This window comes from Variovorax sp. YR750, from assembly GCF_900109805.1.
Classification (GTDB): Bacteria; Pseudomonadota; Gammaproteobacteria; order Burkholderiales; family Burkholderiaceae_C; genus Variovorax; species Variovorax gossypii.
Window position 1 is genome coordinate 32,755 of the sequence record NZ_FOBJ01000028.1, and the last position, 16,451, is coordinate 49,205.

17 protein-coding genes are annotated in these 16,451 nt (G+C 67.0%); 9 read left to right on the forward strand and 8 right to left on the reverse strand.

Annotated elements, in window-relative coordinates; all coding sequences use genetic code 11:
• Positions 1-121: 121 nt before the first annotated feature.
• Entirely contained in the window at positions 122-907 is a 786-nt protein-coding gene (locus tag BMY35_RS36360; RefSeq protein ID WP_218153044.1) for a response regulator, read from the reverse strand.
• A 247-nt stretch (positions 908-1,154) separates the two neighbouring features.
• On the opposite strand from BMY35_RS36360, the gene BMY35_RS36365 reads away from it, so the two are divergent.
• Positions 1,155-3,380, forward strand: coding sequence for an ATP-binding protein (locus BMY35_RS36365; RefSeq protein ID WP_093209806.1), 2,226 nt, complete (start codon positions 1,155-1,157; stop codon positions 3,378-3,380).
• 238 nt (positions 3,381-3,618) lie between these two features.
• Positions 3,619-4,170: a pilin gene (locus BMY35_RS36370; protein WP_093209808.1), complete on the forward strand. Its 552-nt coding sequence runs from the start codon at positions 3,619-3,621 to the stop codon at positions 4,168-4,170.
• Between the two features lie 19 nt (positions 4,171-4,189).
• Here BMY35_RS36370 and BMY35_RS36375 read toward each other — a convergent pair whose 3' ends face one another.
• The 3 genes from BMY35_RS36375 to BMY35_RS38160 form a co-directional block, all read right to left on the reverse strand.
• Positions 4,190-4,537: a hypothetical protein gene (locus BMY35_RS36375; protein ID WP_218153045.1), complete on the reverse strand. Its 348-nt coding sequence runs from the start codon at positions 4,535-4,537 to the stop codon at positions 4,190-4,192.
• A 32-nt stretch (positions 4,538-4,569) separates the two neighbouring features.
• Positions 4,570-5,103: an SEL1-like repeat protein gene (locus tag BMY35_RS36380; RefSeq protein WP_177213795.1), complete on the reverse strand. Its 534-nt coding sequence runs from the start codon at positions 5,101-5,103 to the stop codon at positions 4,570-4,572.
• An 83-nt stretch (positions 5,104-5,186) separates the two neighbouring features.
• Positions 5,187-5,456, reverse strand: coding sequence for a hypothetical protein (locus BMY35_RS38160; RefSeq protein ID WP_143080828.1), 270 nt, complete (start codon positions 5,454-5,456; stop codon positions 5,187-5,189).
• A 280-nt stretch (positions 5,457-5,736) separates the two neighbouring features.
• Here BMY35_RS38160 and BMY35_RS36385 point away from each other — a divergent pair, with 280 nt between their 5' ends.
• From BMY35_RS36385 to BMY35_RS36410, 6 genes are read left to right on the forward strand one after another with little or no spacing between them, the layout of a single operon-like run.
• The gene (locus BMY35_RS36385) at positions 5,737-6,207 is read left to right on the forward strand and encodes a type IV pilin protein (RefSeq protein ID WP_093209813.1); all 471 of its coding nucleotides are present in this window, start codon (positions 5,737-5,739) and stop codon (positions 6,205-6,207) included.
• Complete coding sequence (locus BMY35_RS36390) at positions 6,153-6,827, forward strand: GspH/FimT family pseudopilin (RefSeq protein ID WP_093209815.1); 675 nt, start codon at positions 6,153-6,155, stop codon at positions 6,825-6,827. The genes BMY35_RS36385 and BMY35_RS36390 overlap by 55 nt, the downstream gene beginning before the upstream one ends.
• Positions 6,828-6,829: 2 nt before the next feature.
• The gene (gene pilV / locus BMY35_RS36395; RefSeq protein ID WP_093209816.1) at positions 6,830-7,288 is read left to right on the forward strand and encodes a type IV pilus modification protein PilV; all 459 of its coding nucleotides are present in this window, start codon (positions 6,830-6,832) and stop codon (positions 7,286-7,288) included.
• A gap of 8 nt (positions 7,289-7,296) precedes the next feature.
• Positions 7,297-8,490, forward strand: a complete 1,194-nt coding sequence (locus BMY35_RS36400; protein WP_093209818.1) for a PilW family protein — start codon at positions 7,297-7,299, stop codon at positions 8,488-8,490.
• A complete protein-coding gene (locus BMY35_RS36405; protein WP_093209819.1) occupies positions 8,484-9,125 on the forward strand; it encodes a pilus assembly PilX family protein in 642 nt (213 codons plus the stop codon). The genes BMY35_RS36400 and BMY35_RS36405 overlap by 7 nt, the downstream gene beginning before the upstream one ends.
• Positions 9,122-13,162 carry a pilus assembly protein gene (locus BMY35_RS36410; RefSeq protein WP_093209821.1) on the forward strand — a complete coding sequence of 1,347 codons (4,041 nt, stop codon included), beginning with the start codon at positions 9,122-9,124 and terminating at the stop codon, positions 13,160-13,162. The genes BMY35_RS36405 and BMY35_RS36410 overlap by 4 nt, the downstream gene beginning before the upstream one ends.
• 132 nt (positions 13,163-13,294) lie before the next feature.
• Here BMY35_RS36410 and BMY35_RS36415 read toward each other — a convergent pair whose 3' ends face one another.
• The 4 genes from BMY35_RS36415 to BMY35_RS36430 all read right to left on the reverse strand — a co-directional run bounded on the left by BMY35_RS36415 (position 13,295) and on the right by BMY35_RS36430 (position 15,541).
• Positions 13,295-13,654, reverse strand: coding sequence for a hypothetical protein (locus BMY35_RS36415; RefSeq protein WP_093209822.1), 360 nt, complete (start codon positions 13,652-13,654; stop codon positions 13,295-13,297).
• A gap of 97 nt (positions 13,655-13,751) precedes the next feature.
• Positions 13,752-14,135 (reverse strand): roadblock/LC7 domain-containing protein, encoded by a 384-nt coding sequence (locus BMY35_RS36420; protein WP_093209824.1) that lies wholly within the window; start codon positions 14,133-14,135, stop codon positions 13,752-13,754.
• Positions 14,136-14,200: 65 nt separating this feature from the next.
• Positions 14,201-14,719, reverse strand: coding sequence for a GTP-binding protein (locus BMY35_RS36425; RefSeq protein ID WP_093209837.1), 519 nt, complete (start codon positions 14,717-14,719; stop codon positions 14,201-14,203).
• A gap of 54 nt (positions 14,720-14,773) precedes the next feature.
• Positions 14,774-15,541 (reverse strand): hypothetical protein, encoded by a 768-nt coding sequence (locus BMY35_RS36430; protein ID WP_256230626.1) that lies wholly within the window; start codon positions 15,539-15,541, stop codon positions 14,774-14,776.
• Between the two features lie 321 nt (positions 15,542-15,862).
• Between BMY35_RS36430 and BMY35_RS36435 the strand changes: the two genes are divergently transcribed.
• Positions 15,863-16,084 carry a hypothetical protein gene (locus BMY35_RS36435; RefSeq protein WP_093209827.1) on the forward strand — a complete coding sequence of 74 codons (222 nt, stop codon included), beginning with the start codon at positions 15,863-15,865 and terminating at the stop codon, positions 16,082-16,084.
• Positions 16,085-16,451 lie beyond the last annotated feature (367 nt).

Here is a 16,451-nt window from a genome sequence, read left to right on the forward strand (position 1 = left end):
CCCCAGGGCTTCGCGCCCTTCGTGTCGCGCGCGCGCCCTCGCCGGGCGATACCTGCGGCCCGGCGAAGCCGGTTCCGCGGCATCCCGCGAACGAGGGGCCGGGACTGGGCGGAAGGAGCCTTCAGGCCTCGCGCGTGCGCGTGACGGCGGGCACGAACATGTAGCCCTCGTTGCGCACCGTGCGGATCAGGTCCGCACGTGTCTCGCCGGAAGCCAGCTTGCGGCGCAGGCGGCTGACCTGCACGTCGATCGCGCGGTCGTACGAATCGCTTTCGGCGCCCAGGGCGTACTGCACGAGCTGGTCGCGCGTCAGCACGCGGCGCGGGTGCTGCACCAGCGCCCGCAGCAGGCGGAATTCGCCGTCGGAGAGATCCACCAGCCGGTCCTGCGGGTCGTGCAGCTGTCGCGCCTCGAGATCCATGCGCCAGCCGGCGAAGTGCAGCACCAGCGACTGCTGCTGCCCCTCGGGCACTTCAGCACTCGCCTGTGGCGGCTGCGGCGCAGCTCGTGCAGGCTGCCCGGCAGCGGCAGCGCCATGCGCGGTCCGGCGCAGCACGGTGCGGATGCGTGCCAGCAGCTCGCGCGGGTTGCACGGCTTGGCAAGGTAGTCTTCCGCGCCGATCTCCAGGCCCACGATGCGGTCGATGTCCGTGCCCACGGCCGACAGCATGATGACGGGCGGCCCGCCGATGCGCTGCAGCTCGCGCAGCGCGCTCAGGCCATCCTCGCCGGGCATCATCACGTCGAGCACGATGAGTGCGTATTCCGCCTGCGCGAGGCGCTCGCGCATTTCTGCCGGATGGCCGGCGGCGTCGACCTGGAAGCCATGCTTCTCCAGGAAGGACGCCACCAGGCTGCGGATGCCGGCGTCGTCGTCGACGATGAGGATGCGGGTAGACAGGTTCACGTTACGGCGGATCGGGTAGCGCATCATAGGCCGCGCACTGCCCCCGCCCGAAGCCCCTGCAGGCGCTGCAATGTATTGCAATGCAGTGAAATCCGGCAGCAACATCCGCTGCACAGACTCGCGCGCTCGAACGCTTGCGCATGGCCCGGCCCCGCGCAAGCGCGCTGACTTGGGAGAAAAAGATGGGAATGCAAAGATCGAGCCACGCCGGCGTGACATCACCTGCCGTCCGTGCCAGCATCGCCCCATGAAAACCCAAGGTACCGCGCGCCGCTGGCTGGGTCCGCCGCTCGCGTGGCAGATCATGGGCCTGCTGCTGGGCGGGCTGGTGGTTGCGCAGGTCGTGACGCTGGCGCTGACCGTGCTGCTCCCGCCCCAGCCCCAACGCCAGTGGCAGCTCGGCGACATCGCGCGCGTGCTCTCGGGCCGCAGCGCCGAGGGCCGCAACGCCCACCTGCTGCAGCGCACGCTGCAGGCGAAGGCGCCCCAGCCCAAGGGCCAGGGCTGGCTGACGTCCGAACGCTCGCGCCGCGACCTGGCGCAACTGCTGACGCGGGACGAAGCCGAGGTGCGGCTCTACTTCTTCACTCCGCTGCCGTTCGCGGGCACCACGGGGCCTGTCGCCGCCACGGGCGACGGGCATGACGCGTCGCGCGGCATCGCCAGTGCGGCTTCCGCAGGCGGCTTCCTGAAGGTGCAGGCCCGGGGCGGACCTCCGGGCGGCGGTGGCGGTGGCGGCGGCCCGGGAGGCCCCGGGGGCATGGGATTTCCGGGCGGCTTCGGAGGGCCCAGCGGCGGCTTCGGCATGGATCGGGGACAGAGGGACAGCATGACGGGGGCTCCGCCGGCGCCTCCGCCTTCATCACAACAACAGCAGCAACAGCAGCCATCGCCGCCCACCGGCACGACAACCCAGTCGCCGCCAGGCAGTGCTCCGGCCGCAGATCCGGCGGGCGGCCCCTCCGCATCGCCCCGGTCATCCACGCCGGCCGCAACACCCGAGCCTGGCGCCACGCCACCGACCACGAGTTCTCCGGGCGGCACGACGACAGCACCACCGTCCGGCACCACGGGCGCGACAGGCACGCCGCCATCGCCTTCCCCCGCACCGGCGCCACCCGCGACGGCCATCGCGCCGAGAGCACCTGAGCCGGCCTCGCCATCACAGACGGCACCGCCGGGCATGGCTCGCGGCCAGCCCACGGCACCATCGATGCAACCCGGAGGCAACATGCGAGGCCTGCCGCCGGTCGTCGAGAGCCCGCCACCGCGCGAGGCCCCTTCCAGGGCGGAAGCTCCTCCGTCGACTCCCGCGCCGCTGCCACGCTCCGAATCCGTTGCACGCCCTTCCTCGCCCAACCCCGCCCCGGCGGCAAGCACGGCACCGCCAGCGGCAGTCACGGCCGAGCCGCCACGCGCGCCCGCCAACACCGAGGCCACGACCACCGAGACCTCCGACACCGCGCGCCCCGCCACGCGCGGCCTCTTCGGACTCGCGCCCGCTCCCTTCGTCGAGGGCGACTTCATCGCCGCCGTGTACACGCCCGAGGGCAGCTGGGTGGTGGTGCAGCCGGCGCCCGAGTCCTTTCCCAATGCCTGGCAGCGCCGCGTGCTGCTGTGGTTCCTGATCGCGGCGGCCATCGTCGCGCCTGCGGGCTGGCTGTTCTCGCGCCGGCTGGTGCGTCCCATCGCCGGCTTCGCGCGCGCGGCCGACCAGCTCGGCCGCGACCCGTCGGCACCGGTGATGGCACTCGAAGGCCCCGCCGAGATAGGCCGCGCCGCGCAGGCCTTCAACCGCATGCAGGCGCGGCTGCGCAGCTTCGTCGACGACCGCACGGTGATGATCGGCGCCATCAGCCACGACCTGCGCACGCCCCTCACGCGCCTGCGCTTCCGCATCGAGGATGTTCCCGACGACGTGCGCGCCGGCATGCTTGAGGACGTACAGGAGATGGAGCTCATGATCGGCTCCGTGCTCAGCTTCATCCGCGACGCCTCGGTGGTGACCGCGCGCGAGCGCATGGACCTCGCGAGCCTCGTCGAGGACGTGGTCGAGCAGGCCGCGTTCGTCGGCAAGGACGTGCAGCTGCGGCGCACGGAACACGCACCGGTGGAGGTCGACGTGATCGGCATGCGCCGCGTGCTCGACAACCTCATCGAGAACGCCGTCAAGTACGGCCGCCTGGCACGCGTGCGCCTGTTCACCGACGGCCCCGACGCCGTGGTCGAGATCGGCGACCGCGGACCGGGCCTGCCCGCCAGCGAACTCGAGCAGGTCTTCAAACCCTTCTACCGCACCGTGCAGGCCCGCTCTTCGAGCGCGGCCGGCAGCGGGCTAGGGCTTGCCGTGTGCCGTTCGATCGCGCGCGCGCACGGCGGGGACGTGGTGCTGAAGACGGGCTCGCACGGGCTGGTCGCGCAGGTGCGCGTGCCTCTGATGCTCGAAGCGCAGCGGCTTGCAGCCGCGCATTGAACGGCACACGCCAACGCGCATCGATACGACACGACGGATGACACCACCGGCGAGATGCCATGGCACGCACGGCCGCGCGTCATGACGAAGCGGCACGAATGTACACGCGCCTTTACGTCCTGAAACACCTGCTCGAACGCGCATGAACCACCCCTGGACGGGTGGCATGCGGACTGCAGAAAGAAGCACGTCCCGGAGATCTTTCCGGGCGCACTTTCTCAACTGCAGGAGTTTCACAATGAACTGTCGTTCCTTCGCACGCAACGTGCAAAAGGGTTTCACTCTTATCGAATTGATGATCGTCGTGGCGATCATCGGTATCCTGGCTGCTGTGGCGCTGCCAGCTTATCAGGACTACACGGTGCGCGCGCGCGTGACCGAAGGGCTCGGACTGGCACAGGGCGCGAAGAACATGGTCGCCACCGACGGTACGAGCACCACCGAACTGGCCAACGTGCTGACCACCTGGAATGCACAGAACACCAATACCGGCGCGAACTCCAAGTACGTCAACAGCGTGCAGATCGCCGACGGCGGCATCATCACGGTGACGTTCAACGCAACTGCGGTCGGCGTTGCAACTGGGGCCAACACGCTCATCCTCTCGCCCTATGTTCGCTCAGCCGGCGCGGGCACCGCGATCACGCTGGCTTCGGCGCTGTCGACGGGAGTGAGCGGCGCCATCGACTGGGCCTGCACCAGCGCCACGAACGTTTCCGCAACGAATGCCAACATGGCTGCCACCACGGGCACGCTGCTCGCCAAGTACGCACCGGCAACCTGCCGCTGATACGCGAACCGACTTCCCGTCAGCCGCCTTCGGGCGGTTTTTTTATTCCCGTTTCCAAGGTACTCGACTCCTGCGCCTTGGCCTTCCTGTAGGCCGCCTCCACGAGCGCCTCGCACTTTCCAGCGCCTGCGGTTTCGTAGCAGCTCTGCTGGAAGGTGCGGTACATGCCCAGCGCCACACGAGCAGCCATTCGTTCACCTGTTGGCGATGATGGCGCCTCGGCGCATTCATAGAGATCCGGCATACCCACCGCATCGCACTTCTGCTGCGCCGCTATCACGCCACGAGCCACGACGCTCGCACCGAAGTCGGCCTGCTCGTCGTCGGGCATGTGCGAGCCGCCGCACCCCGCCAGCACGACGACCACGAGAGGAGTGATTCGGCGCAATGAGCGCATGGCTAGGCGTCCCCGCGCCCGGCCCTCATGCCCTGGATCTGCTGGCAAGCCACCAAGTGGCCCAGCGAAGCCGCCTTGGCGATCCACATGATCGCGAGGCTCTCGTCCTTGGGGACTCCCAGGCCGGACGCATGGCAGTTCCCGAGCCACTGCATGGCGTCGGCGTTGCCTTGCGCGGCGGCAAGATCGAACCAGTAGACGGCCGCGCCGAAGCGGCCAGCGACAAAGAACATAGCGCCGGCATCGACCTGCGCATACGCGTCACCGCTGTCGGCCTTCACGATCACGTGCAGCTCCTCGCCGGTCAACGCGATGTCGATGAGGTCGAGGATCTGCGCAAGGGCAAGCATTGCTCTTCCACGCGAGTCTTCCTCGTGCTTGGCGATCGTTCCATCCGACACACGCCGCCACAACGTTCGCTTGCTGATGCCGGTCATTGCGATGGCGGCTTCGAGACTGATGGCATCGGGTCTCAGCGCCGGCTCGTCATTGGGCGCGAGGCCTCCGTGCTCACCAGTTGATTCGGCGTGCTTCATCACCCTTCGGCCGGTTCCCGCAGACGATCTCTGTCGATCTGCTTCGCTTCGCCGACTGCTGCGTGGCAGCGGTTTCTGCACCGTCATTTGCGAGGCGCAACGCCGGCAGGCGGTGGCGGCATGCGATCACCGCCCTGCGATGGTTTCGTGAAGCCCGCCTTGGTCATGCACGCCGTCATCGCGGTCTGATCGGGACCACCGTTCGAATCCTTTGCAACGCTTGCAGCGCAACTCTTCAACGCAGCTTCCACAGCCGTGCCGCCACCATCCGCTGTTGTCGATGCTGCGCATGCAACCGTCGCAAAGCCCGTCATGCACGCCAGGGCCAGGGACAGCCGGATCTTTTCTCTCATCAATCATTTCTCCTGAACATCGTTGAACTCGATGCAAGGCGAAATGCATGCCAGCAGAAGAGGCTTCGGCCTCTTTCTTTTCAGCAATCACTTCTCCTGAACATCGGCCAATCCGATACGACATGGATGCTCGGAGACAAAGTCGGAGGAACCTCGGATTCAGCGCTTCCAACGCGCACACAAACCCCAACGCATCAGCGAGATTCCTCCCAAATTGCGTGTTCGACTCGGCGTCCAGGAAGTTTCCCGTTGCTTCCGATACACGAGGAGAAGAATCACCATGACGCGGCTGCAGAAGACGCCCCAGGAGTTCCATGCGCGGGCGCGCGGCTTCACCTTGATCGAGGTGATGGTCACCGTGGCGATCGTGGCGATCCTCGCGGCGATCGCACTGCCTTCCTACACGGACTACGTCCGGCGCGGTCGCATCCCGGAGGCGACCTCCAACCTTTCGGCCAGCAACGCAAAGATGGAGCAGTGGTTCCAGGATGCCAAGAGCTACTACGCCACGGGTTCCACCAGCACATGCGGCGTGAGCATCTCCAACACCAACCTGAAGTACTTCACGCTCACCTGCACGCCGAGCTCGTCCACGAGCTACACCATCACTGCCACCGGCTCGTCCGCCATGGCCGGCTTCGTCTACACCATCGACCAGGACGGCACCCGTACGTCCACCATCACTGGCGTATCGGGATGGACCTCGTCCTCGTCGAGCTGCTGGATCACGAACAGGGGCGGGAGTTGCTGATGCGGGCACGGCCGCTTTCGATGCGGGGATTCGGCTTGATCGAGTTGATGGTGGGCATCACGATCCTGGCGATCCTGACCCTGCTGGCCGCCCCCTGGTTCGGTGACTGGACACGCAACACGCGCCTGCGCAGCGCGGCCGAGACACTGCGCTCCGATCTGCAGATGGCCAGGGCGGAAGCCATCCGGCGCAACACCGGCACGCGGCTTCAGTTCGTCACTTCGCTGGACGCCGGTTGCGCGCTGAGTACCAGCGTGGCGATCTGGGTAGTGAACGCCACTCTCTCCCAGACGCCGGCCGGCGCCTGCGGCAGCGCGCCGAGCGCCACCAGCGCGCCCTACCTGATAGGCAGGAGCCCGCTCGAAGTGAGCAAGAGCTCGGACCTGGTTCTCACCGCAACGCGCAGCACCGTGGGCTTCGATGCGCTGGGCCGCCAGGCGGCCACGACCAATCCGACCACCTCCATCGCCGCGCTGACGGTGCAGTTGACCAGCGCCAGCGGCACCTGCGTCGCGTCCGGCGGCTCGGTGCGCTGCCTCAACGTGATCGTCTCGCCCGGCGGTGACTCCCGCATCTGCGACCCGGCACGCAGCGGCACCACCGATCCCATGACTTGCTGACCATGACTCGCCACCACGCTCCCTCATCCGCCATCGGCGGCTTCACCCTGATCGAGGCGATGGCCGCACTGCTCATCTTCGCGATCGGCCTGCTGGGCATCACCGGCCTCTATGCCAGCACGGCGCGCACCGCGACGGGTGCCGAATTCCGTACGACCGCCGCCATGCTCGCCAGCGATCTGGTCGGCCGCATGTGGATGAGCGATCGAACGGCCGCCACCCTTCAGGCCAACTACGCAAGCACGACTGCCGGTACGGGCTACACGAGCTGGAAGGCGGCCGTCGACAAGTCGAGCCTGCCGGGCGTCAGCAGCCTGCCGCCGACGGTCACTTTCAGTACGGTCGCCGGCGGCGGCAGTTCGGCCATCAGCAGCAGCCTGGCCACCATCACCATCTACTGGAAGGGCCCTGGCGACAGCATTGCGCACCAGTACGTGGCCATGGCCCAGATGAAGCCGTGAGGAGCTTCATGCCCGCATCGCGCCTCGTCCGTGGCCAACGCGGCCAGCACGGCTTCAGCATCATCGAGCTCATGGTCGGCCTGCTGATCGGCATGTTCGCGGTGCTGGTCATCGTGCAGCTGCTGTACTCCACGAGCACGCAGCAGCGGCTGACCAGCACCAGCGGCGACGCCGAGATCAACGCCGCCACGGTCACCCATGTCCTTGCACGCGAACTGAACCAGGCCGGCCTGGGCATCAGTGCCTACACACTGCTGGGCTGCAGCCTCACGTACACCACGACCTCGGACAGCAAGAGCGTCACGCTGTCTTCGCTGGCCCCGGTCACGGTGAATCCCGGCACTTCGCTGGTGCCCTCGGGGGACGCCAACACCGACACGCTGCTCATCGTCAGCGGCAGTTCGGCCAGCCCCTCCGAAGGGGATGCCCTCGCCGGCACCAGCACCGCGACCAGCTACACGGTGTCCACCCCATCGTCCTTCGCCACGGGCGACTGGGTGACGGCCGCCTCGACCACGCGCGACAGCAGTTCTTCCTGCGCCCTGGTCCTCGGCAAGGTGACCGCCATCGCGAGCTATGTGCTGACCGTGTCCACCGGCACCGCCGGCCTGGCGTCGGCGGAAGCGGCCGTCTACAACCTGGGGGCGGCACCTGTCATCCATGCCTATGCGGTGCGCAACGGCAACCTCACCGTGTGCGACTACACGGCCTACAACTGCGGCGACACCAGCTATACGACCACGCTCGACAGCAGCGTCTGGGTTCCCATCGCCAGCCACATCGCCAGCCTGCGGGCCCAGTACGGCCGCGACACCAGCGACCTGGTCACGCCGAAGATGGATGGCGTGGTCGACAGCTACGACCAGACCACTCCCGGCGGCACGAGCGATACCTCGGGCCTGTCCGCCTACTGCGGCTGGCTGCGGGTGGTCGGCCTGCGGCTCGCGGTAGTGGCGCGCAGCCAGCAGTACGACAAGGACGCGGTCACCACCACCGCACCCACCTGGTCCGGAAGCACCGCAAACACCAGCACCTCCAGCACGCTGACCACCGTGACGCCCTCCGCCCTGGCGATCGACCTCAGCGGCAACTCGGAGTGGAAGCACTACCGATACAAGACCATCGAGACCACGGTGCCGCTGCGAGACATCATCTGGAACGGCAACCAGGTCACCTACCAGAGCGGAGACGTCGCATGCTGAGCCCATGGCGCCCGTGGCCCGGGCAGCGCGGGCAGCGCGGGCAGCGCGGCTTCGTCATGATCATCGCGCTGGTCGCACTCGCGATCATGAGCATCGCCGCGATCGGCCTGATGCGCACCACTTCCGCCTCGGCGAGCATCGGCGGCAACCTGGCCTTCGAGCAGGCGGCGGCCACCTCTGCCGACCAGGCGGTGGAGGCGGCGGTGACCTGGCTGGAGAACAACAGCGGGCAGACCAGCTCCAGCACCGCCACCACCTGCTCGACAGGGACCTCCGTGCTGGCCTGCGACCAGACGAGCCGCGGCTACGCCGCCACGCGCACCGACCCCAGCAGCACGCAGTCGTGGTCGCAGTTATGGACCCAGCTGGTCAGCGCCGGCTACACCGCCGTCTCGCAGAGCCAGGACAGCTCGGGCAACACCGCCTCCTACCTGATCCAGCGCATGTGCGCCAGCACGGGCGATGCGTCGTCCGCCAACGGTTGCGGCAGTTCACCCCTGGCCGTGAACACCGGCGGCAGCAAGAAGTCCGGCAGCACCCAGTCGTCCAGCAGCCAGGTCTATTACCGCATCACCGTCAAGGTGAGCGGTCCGCGCAACACCGTCTCCTTCACGCAAGCCATGGTGGCCCTATGAACATGTTTCCTCACGGCCGCTGGCGCCCCTGCATGGGCGCCCTGGCGCTGATCCTCGCGGCGCCCGCCTTCGGCGCCCTCACCGACCTCGCAACGGCTCCGCTGGAAACGTCCTCGGCCACGCTGGTGAAGCCCAACATCATGTTCATCCTGGACAACTCCGGCAGCATGAGCTCCGCCTACCTTCCGGACTGGGCGGACGACTACAGCGCCAGCAGCTATCCCTACCTCTACCGCAACAGCCGCTTCAACGGCATCTACTACGACCCTTCGGTCACCTACACGCCACCCGTCAACTACGCCGGCACCAGCTACACCAGCATGACCTCGGCCAATACCTCGGCATGGACCAAGGTGCCGACCGACGGCTTCGGCGTGATCTCCACGGGCACGACCGACCTGACGGGAACGAGCACTCCCGCCACGTACTACACCTTCATTGCGGGCGAGTACTGCTCCTCGGCCAACCTGCGCACATGCAACAAGCAGAGCGCGGCTACCACCGCCTATGCCTACCCGGCCTACCTGCGCTGGTGCACCACGTCCGCGTTGAGCACCTGCCAGGCCGTCTACGTCGACAGCACCTCCGCGCCGGCCACCTACAAGTACCCGCGGTATCCGGGCATGAGTTCCACCGCGACGATCGTCCTCGCCGGGTCGGGCAGCACGAGCATCAGCGGCATCACGGTCAACGGCGTGCAGATTCTCTCGGCCACGACCTCGGCCAGCACGTCGTCCACCACGGTGGCCACCAACATCGTCACGGCCATCAACAACTGCACCAGCAGTAAGACCGGCAACTGCGGCATTGCCGGCTACAGCGCCAGCCGCAGCGGCAGCACCGTGACCATCACCTCGCCCAAGGGCGCCGATGCCTACGGCTACTCGCCCGTGGTCACGCAATCCGGCAGCATGACGGCCACCGTCACGGCCTTCAGCGGAGGCACGCCGGGCAGCTGGGTGCAGACCACCATCAGCAGCAGCACGTCGACCTATGCCTACCCCGGCACGAGTGCCCGCTCCACGACCCGCACCGACTGCACCACCAACAGCACCACCTGCACCTATGCGGAGGAGATGACCAACTTCGCCAACTGGTGGGCCTACTATCACACCCGCATGCAGGCGATGAAGAGCGCCACGACCCTCGCCTTCAGCGGACTGACCTCCAGCTACCGCGTGGGCTACATGACCATCAACAAGGTCAGCAGCTCGACGGACTTCCTGAACATCGCCGACAACACCACCACCAGCGGAGGGCAGAAGTCGCTGTGGTACGGCAAGCTCCTGGCGGCCCAGGCCAGCGGCACCACGCCGCTTCGCACCGCGCTGTCGAATGCCGGGCGCTACTACGCCGCCAAGATCTCCTCCATCAATGGCGTGACGACCACCGATCCGATGCAGTACGCCTGCCAGCGCAACTACACGCTGCTGTCGACCGACGGCTACTGGAACGAGACCGCGACGCCCTACAAGGTCGACGGCACGACCGCCATCGGAGACCAGGACGGCAGCGAGTCGCGTCCCTATCTCGATGGCAATGCGGTGTCCAACACGCTGGCCGACACGGCGGAGTACTACTACGTCACCGACCTGCGATCGTCCTCCCTGAGCAACGCGACAAACTCGAGCGGCACGGACGTATCCAGCAACAGCTATTCCAACAAGCGCCAGAACATGGTGACCTCCACCATCGGCCTCGGTGCCTCGGGCTACATGCTGTTCGATGCCGACTACGCGAACGCCACGAGCGGCGACTACTACGACATCGCCAACGGCACCACCACCAGCAGCACGACGCAGGCTGCGGGGATATGCAACTGGCAGAGTTCGGGCAGCTGCAACTGGCCCACGCCTGTCAGCAACACCCAGACCGCCATCGACGACCTCTGGCACGCGGCCGTCAACGGCCGTGGCGGCTACTACAGCGCCTCGAATGCGTCAGACATCAAGACCAGCCTGACCAACTTCCTCAACACCGTGGACGCCACGACCAGCAGTTCCGCTGCCGTCACGCAAAGCGCCGCCGTGCTGACCTCCACCACCACCGGCTATACCTTCTCGACCACTTACTGCTCCGGCAAGTGGTTCGGTGAACTGGCGCGCTATGCGGTCAACTCGAGCACCGGCGTCACCTCCACCACCGCGGATTGGGCCGAGTCGGGTGCGGGCTCCGACTGCTCGAGCACTTCGGGCAGCCTCACCACCACGGCGCTGCTGGACAACGTCGGCTACGCCTCGCGCACCATCTTCACCTACAACCCCAGCACCGCGACGAAGCTGAGCTTCGCCTGGGATTCGCTCACGACGACGATGCAGGGCTACTTCAAGATCGCGTCGATCAGCTCCCTGTCGCAGCTGTGCAGCTCCGGCACCAGCTGCCTGGCGACGGCATCGCAGGTGGACAGTTCCACCGCCGGCACCACCACTGGCGCGGGTGGGGTGAACCTGGTGAACTACCTGCGCGGCGACCGCAGCAACGAGGGCTCCACCAACACCAAGTACTACCGATCGCGCACCCACGTGCTGGGCGACGTCGTCAACTCCACGCCGGTGTACATCAAGGCCCCTTCGCGCAGCTACAGCGACACGGGCTATGCCAGCTTCAAGACCTCCAACGCGTCTCGCCAGGGCATGGTCTATGTGGGTTCCAACGACGGCATGCTGCATGCCTTCAATGCCGACACGGGCGCCGAGACCTGGGCCTACATTCCCTCGGTCCTGCTGCCCAACCTGTACAAGCTGGCGGACAAGAACTACGCGTCCAACCACGTCTACTTCGTGGACGGCCAGATCACGCAGGCCGACGTCTACTACAACAGTGCCTGGCACACCATCATCGTGGGCGGCCTGGGCGACGGCGGCCGCGCCTACTTCGCGCTGGACGTCACGGACCCGAGCTCCCCGACCGTGCTTTGGGAGTTCAGCTCCAGCAGCACGCTCACGCCCAACCTGTACGACACGGACCTCGGCTACACCTACGGCGCCCCCGTGATCACCAAGCTGTCGGACGGAACCTGGGCGGTCGTCCTCAGCTCCGGGTACAACAACGTCTCCGACGGCGACGGCAAGGGCCACCTGTGGATCAGGAACGCCATGACCGGCGCGCTGATCAAGAAGATCGACAACGGCATGGGCAGCAACGCGAGCGGCAGCACAGTGACCGGCTGCTCCGTCGTGCCCTGCCCAAGCGGCCTGGCGAAGATCAGCGGCTGGACCAACAGCTCCACCGACAACACGACCACCCAGGTCTACGGCGGCGACCTGTACGGCAACCTCTGGCGCTTCGACATCAGCGCGCTGACCGCCAGCAGCGGCAGCGCCACGGTGCAGCTCCTGGCCACGCTGTCCGACAGCTCGGGCAACCGCCAACCCATCACAACGGCGCCGGAGCTGGGGCTGGTGAACAGCCAGCACGTGGTCTTCGTCGGCACCGGCGCCTATTTGGGCGTGACCGACATCACGACATCGCAGGTGCAGTCCATGTACGCCATCAAGGACACGCTGAGCGGAAGCTCCAGCACCACCGCCATCTACAGCAACCCGCGCAGCAACGCATGCAGCACGGGGACGACAACCAACTGCTTCGTCAAGCTGGCGCTCACCGATACCTCCGGGGTGCGCACGGTTTCCAGTTCGGTGAGCTACAGCACCAACTTCAGCAGCATGTACGGCTGGTTCGTGGACATGCCCGAGTCGGGCGAACGCGTCGACGAGGATCCGGTGCTCAGCTCCGGCACGCTGGTCTACGTCTCCAACACGCCAAGCACCTCGGGCGCCTGCAGCACCGGCGGTTCCAGCTACATCAACTACGTCAACTACGCCACCGGCCTGACTGTTTCGGGCGCCGACAATGCAGGCGTACTCCTGTCGAGCGCAGGTTTGTCGAGTTCGGCCGCACTCGCGGTGACGACCAGTGGGAAGACCGTCGCCACCACCAAGGACTCCACCGGTGCCGTGACGACGACGACCATTCCGGTCTCCTCGTCGGGCGGTACGCGCCGCATCTCCTGGCGACGGCTGACCGACGGTCGGTGAAGACGCGCATTGCCGGCGTCGCGGCCAGCGTGCCGCCGGGCCTGCGCCATCAACCTGGGCACCGGGCAACCGGCGCCGGAGAACAACGCCGCCTGCATCTCCGAGTCGCAGGCAGGCCGGCGGCGCGCCGCGTCAGACCGCCAGCGCCTGCCCGACGTCCTGCGTCTTGCGGCGCGCGAGCGCGAGGTTGGACTTCGACTTGTCGAGCACCAGGTAGACGAACAGGCCTTCGTGCTTCTGCAGCGGGCGGATGATGTGGTACTGGCGTCCGAGCGTGATCAGGATGTCCTCGATCACGTCGTTCAGGCCGAGCGCATTCATGGTCTTGTGCTTGGCGCGCACCACCTCGGTATTGCCCGCGGCGGCAACTTCCAGGTCCACGCCCGAGCCGATCTGCCCCAGGATCATGCCGCTGCCGGAATCGACCAGCGCAGCGCACAGCGCACCGTCGATCGTCATCAGTTCGTCCATGGATTGCTTGATATTTGCCATCGAAGTCTTTCGTAGTGCATCGCCCTGAGAATCGGCCGCCACCCGGGCGAGTGATGAGCGGCGGCCGCTTTTTGAAAGGCTGTAAGCGCGCTCGGGCTCAGGCGCGCTGAAGGGCAAGCGTCGCCTGCTTGGAGAAGTACAGGACCTGGCCGATCACCGCGTCCTTGCCCGTCACCACGCTCACGATGAGGTCGGCCTCGTCGTTGCGGGCCTGCAGCATCAGGATGTGGCCGAGCGCGGTCTCTATCGCGACGTTCTCGCACTGCCCCAGCCCGCTCTCCTCGCCGGCCACTGCCCCCAGCGCGGCCAGCGAACTCGCGATGGCGGACAGGCGCGCGACCTGCGCGTTGTTCTCGGTGCGCGCGGCCAGCTCCAGGCCGTCTTCCGTCGCGATCACCACGGCCTTCGCGCCCTTGATCTCGCGCATGAGCGTGTCCACGGCGGTCTCGGCGGCGTCCTTGATGCGGGGAGAGATGTTCATGTGGCTCGGGTCCGGCGAAGGAAGGAAAGAAGGGAGGAAGGGAAAGAAAAGAGGCGGTGCGGCGCTCAGGCTTCGAGCTGCAGCAGCAGCAACTCGAGCAGCTGCACCACCTGCTGCGGATCGGTCACGTTGGCCGGCAGCACGGGGTGCAGCACGCCCTTGTCCTGCATGCGCTGGGCGTAGGCGTCGAGGCCCGGCTCGGGATGGGTCTCGGTGCGGCCCACCGCCACCACGCAGGCGGTCCTGTCGATGAGCTCGGAGAAGCCGTCGAGGTAGACCTCGAGGTCGGCCAGCGGATCGGGGCGGCTGTTGTCGACCAGGATCACGAGGCCCAGCGCGCCGCGCGCGAGGATGCGCCACATGAAGTCGAAGCGCATCTGCCCGGGCGTGCCGTACAGGCGCAGCTTCTCTCCGTTGTCGAGCGTGAGTTCGCCGTAGTCCAGGCCGACGGTGGTCGTGGCCTTGGCAACCGAGGTGTCGCTGTTGCGCACCTCCGTGCGCACCGGCGCGATCTCGCTCACGGCCGCTATGGCGGTGGTCTTGCCCGCACCCATGGTGCCGGTGAAAAGTATCTTGTGCTCCACGCTCATTCAGGGTCGGTCGATGTCGTCGATGTCATGTGTCGCAGGCTCATCGCTTCAGGCCCTCGGTCCGGAGGCCAGCAGGCCGAGGCGGCTGCGGATGCGCGCGAGCAGGCCCGGCTGCACGGTCTCTCGCACCGCGACGGGCGCGAAGGGCGCCTCGGTGCCGCCCCGGACCTGCGAATCGGGCCAGATCGACTCGGGCGCGCGGCTGGCCGCGAAGCCGGTGCCGCCGCTGCTGCCGTTGCTGCTGCTGGCCGCGACGAACCCCGCGTTCTCGAGCGCCGCGATGAAGTCCGCGCACTCCTGGGCGCTGGCGCCCGATCTCTGCTGAAGCGCCTGCAGCGAAGCCGGGCGGCTCGCGAGCAGCGTGGCGAGCTTCATGCGCATGGTGGTGTCGAGCAGCGCGAGCGAAGGCCAGCGCAGCAGGCGGTACTCGTCGCCGCGCTCGGCGGCACGGTCGCGGGATGCGGCAAGACCGAGTTCGCGGGCGTGGATCACCATCGCGCCGAGGCGGTTGAGCATGGCCTCGAGCGCATCGGCATGCAGCGGCAGGCGCAGGAAGGGACCACGCGACGGCGGGTTCTCGCCGATCGTCAGAAGCGGCACCGAGCGGTCGTCTGCTTCGGCGGGCGGCGCCGGGAGCCGGTCGCCCACCACGCGCAGGTCGGCGTCCTCGACCTGCCAGGCCCAGTGCTGGTGGGTGCGGTGATCGAGCAACCGAACGAGGGACTTGAAGAGGAGTTCGTCGCGAGCAGGCAGGCCTTCGACGCTGAAGCTCAGCAACGGCCGGCGACTGCGCGGCAAGGTGACTGGCGAGTTCATCGGCGGCTCGGGCGTAGCCATGCGGTGACCAGCGCCGAGCGCACCAATTTGGGGCTTTCTTGCGATTTGACCTGCAATTCCGGAGCTCCCATCGGAAAGGCACCCTGCGGACAGCCTTGCGGCCCGCCTCCAATCGAATGCCTAAGTGTTAAATGATTGTTTCTGGGAAAATATAACACTCGTTGCAATTAAAAACACTAGATTACAAAACCCGACTAGGACCTACGGGAATCGGTAGCGAAGAGCCCCGGCCGCTGCCGCCGCGGGAGCCCGCGGGCCTCCCTCAAGATGCCTCCCACATTGCCGCGCAGACTCGCCGGCATGTCCAAGCCAGCCCTCAGCCCGTGGATCCGCCTGCGCTGGCGCCTGCCGGAGGCGGGCCTGTTCGGGCATGCGGTCGAAGGCCACTGGTTGTGGGAGCCCGACACGCCCGCGGTGCGCGCCGCATTCCAGGCCGCCGTGGAAGCGGGCAACAGGGCCCATGGCGCGGGGACGCACTGGGTGGAGCAGGAGGAGATCGGGAACGCTCCGGCACCCTGGTGACCTCGACGCCGTCGGAGCCCGTCACTTCCTTTCCTCCGTCGAGGCGCCGATGAATATCTGCCTCCGCAGGCTCCTCGCGCCTTGAGCACTTCTTCACGCATTGCCTCCACTACTTGCTGGATGTCATTTCAGGCGCATCCGACATTCATATAGTCCCCACCGACTAATCAAAGGCGGCCGCAATGCCCATGTTCCCGTGCAGAGCGGGCACGCCGGCATGCGCAAACCGGGGAGGACCAGAGATGGCGGTACAGGGAGAAGAAGAGGACACATGGCTGGACTTCAGCCTGGGTCTGGGCGGTTTCGCGGAAGTCACCGCCGTGACGACGCCGCTCGACGACAGGAGAAAGATCCGCGTGCGCGTGCC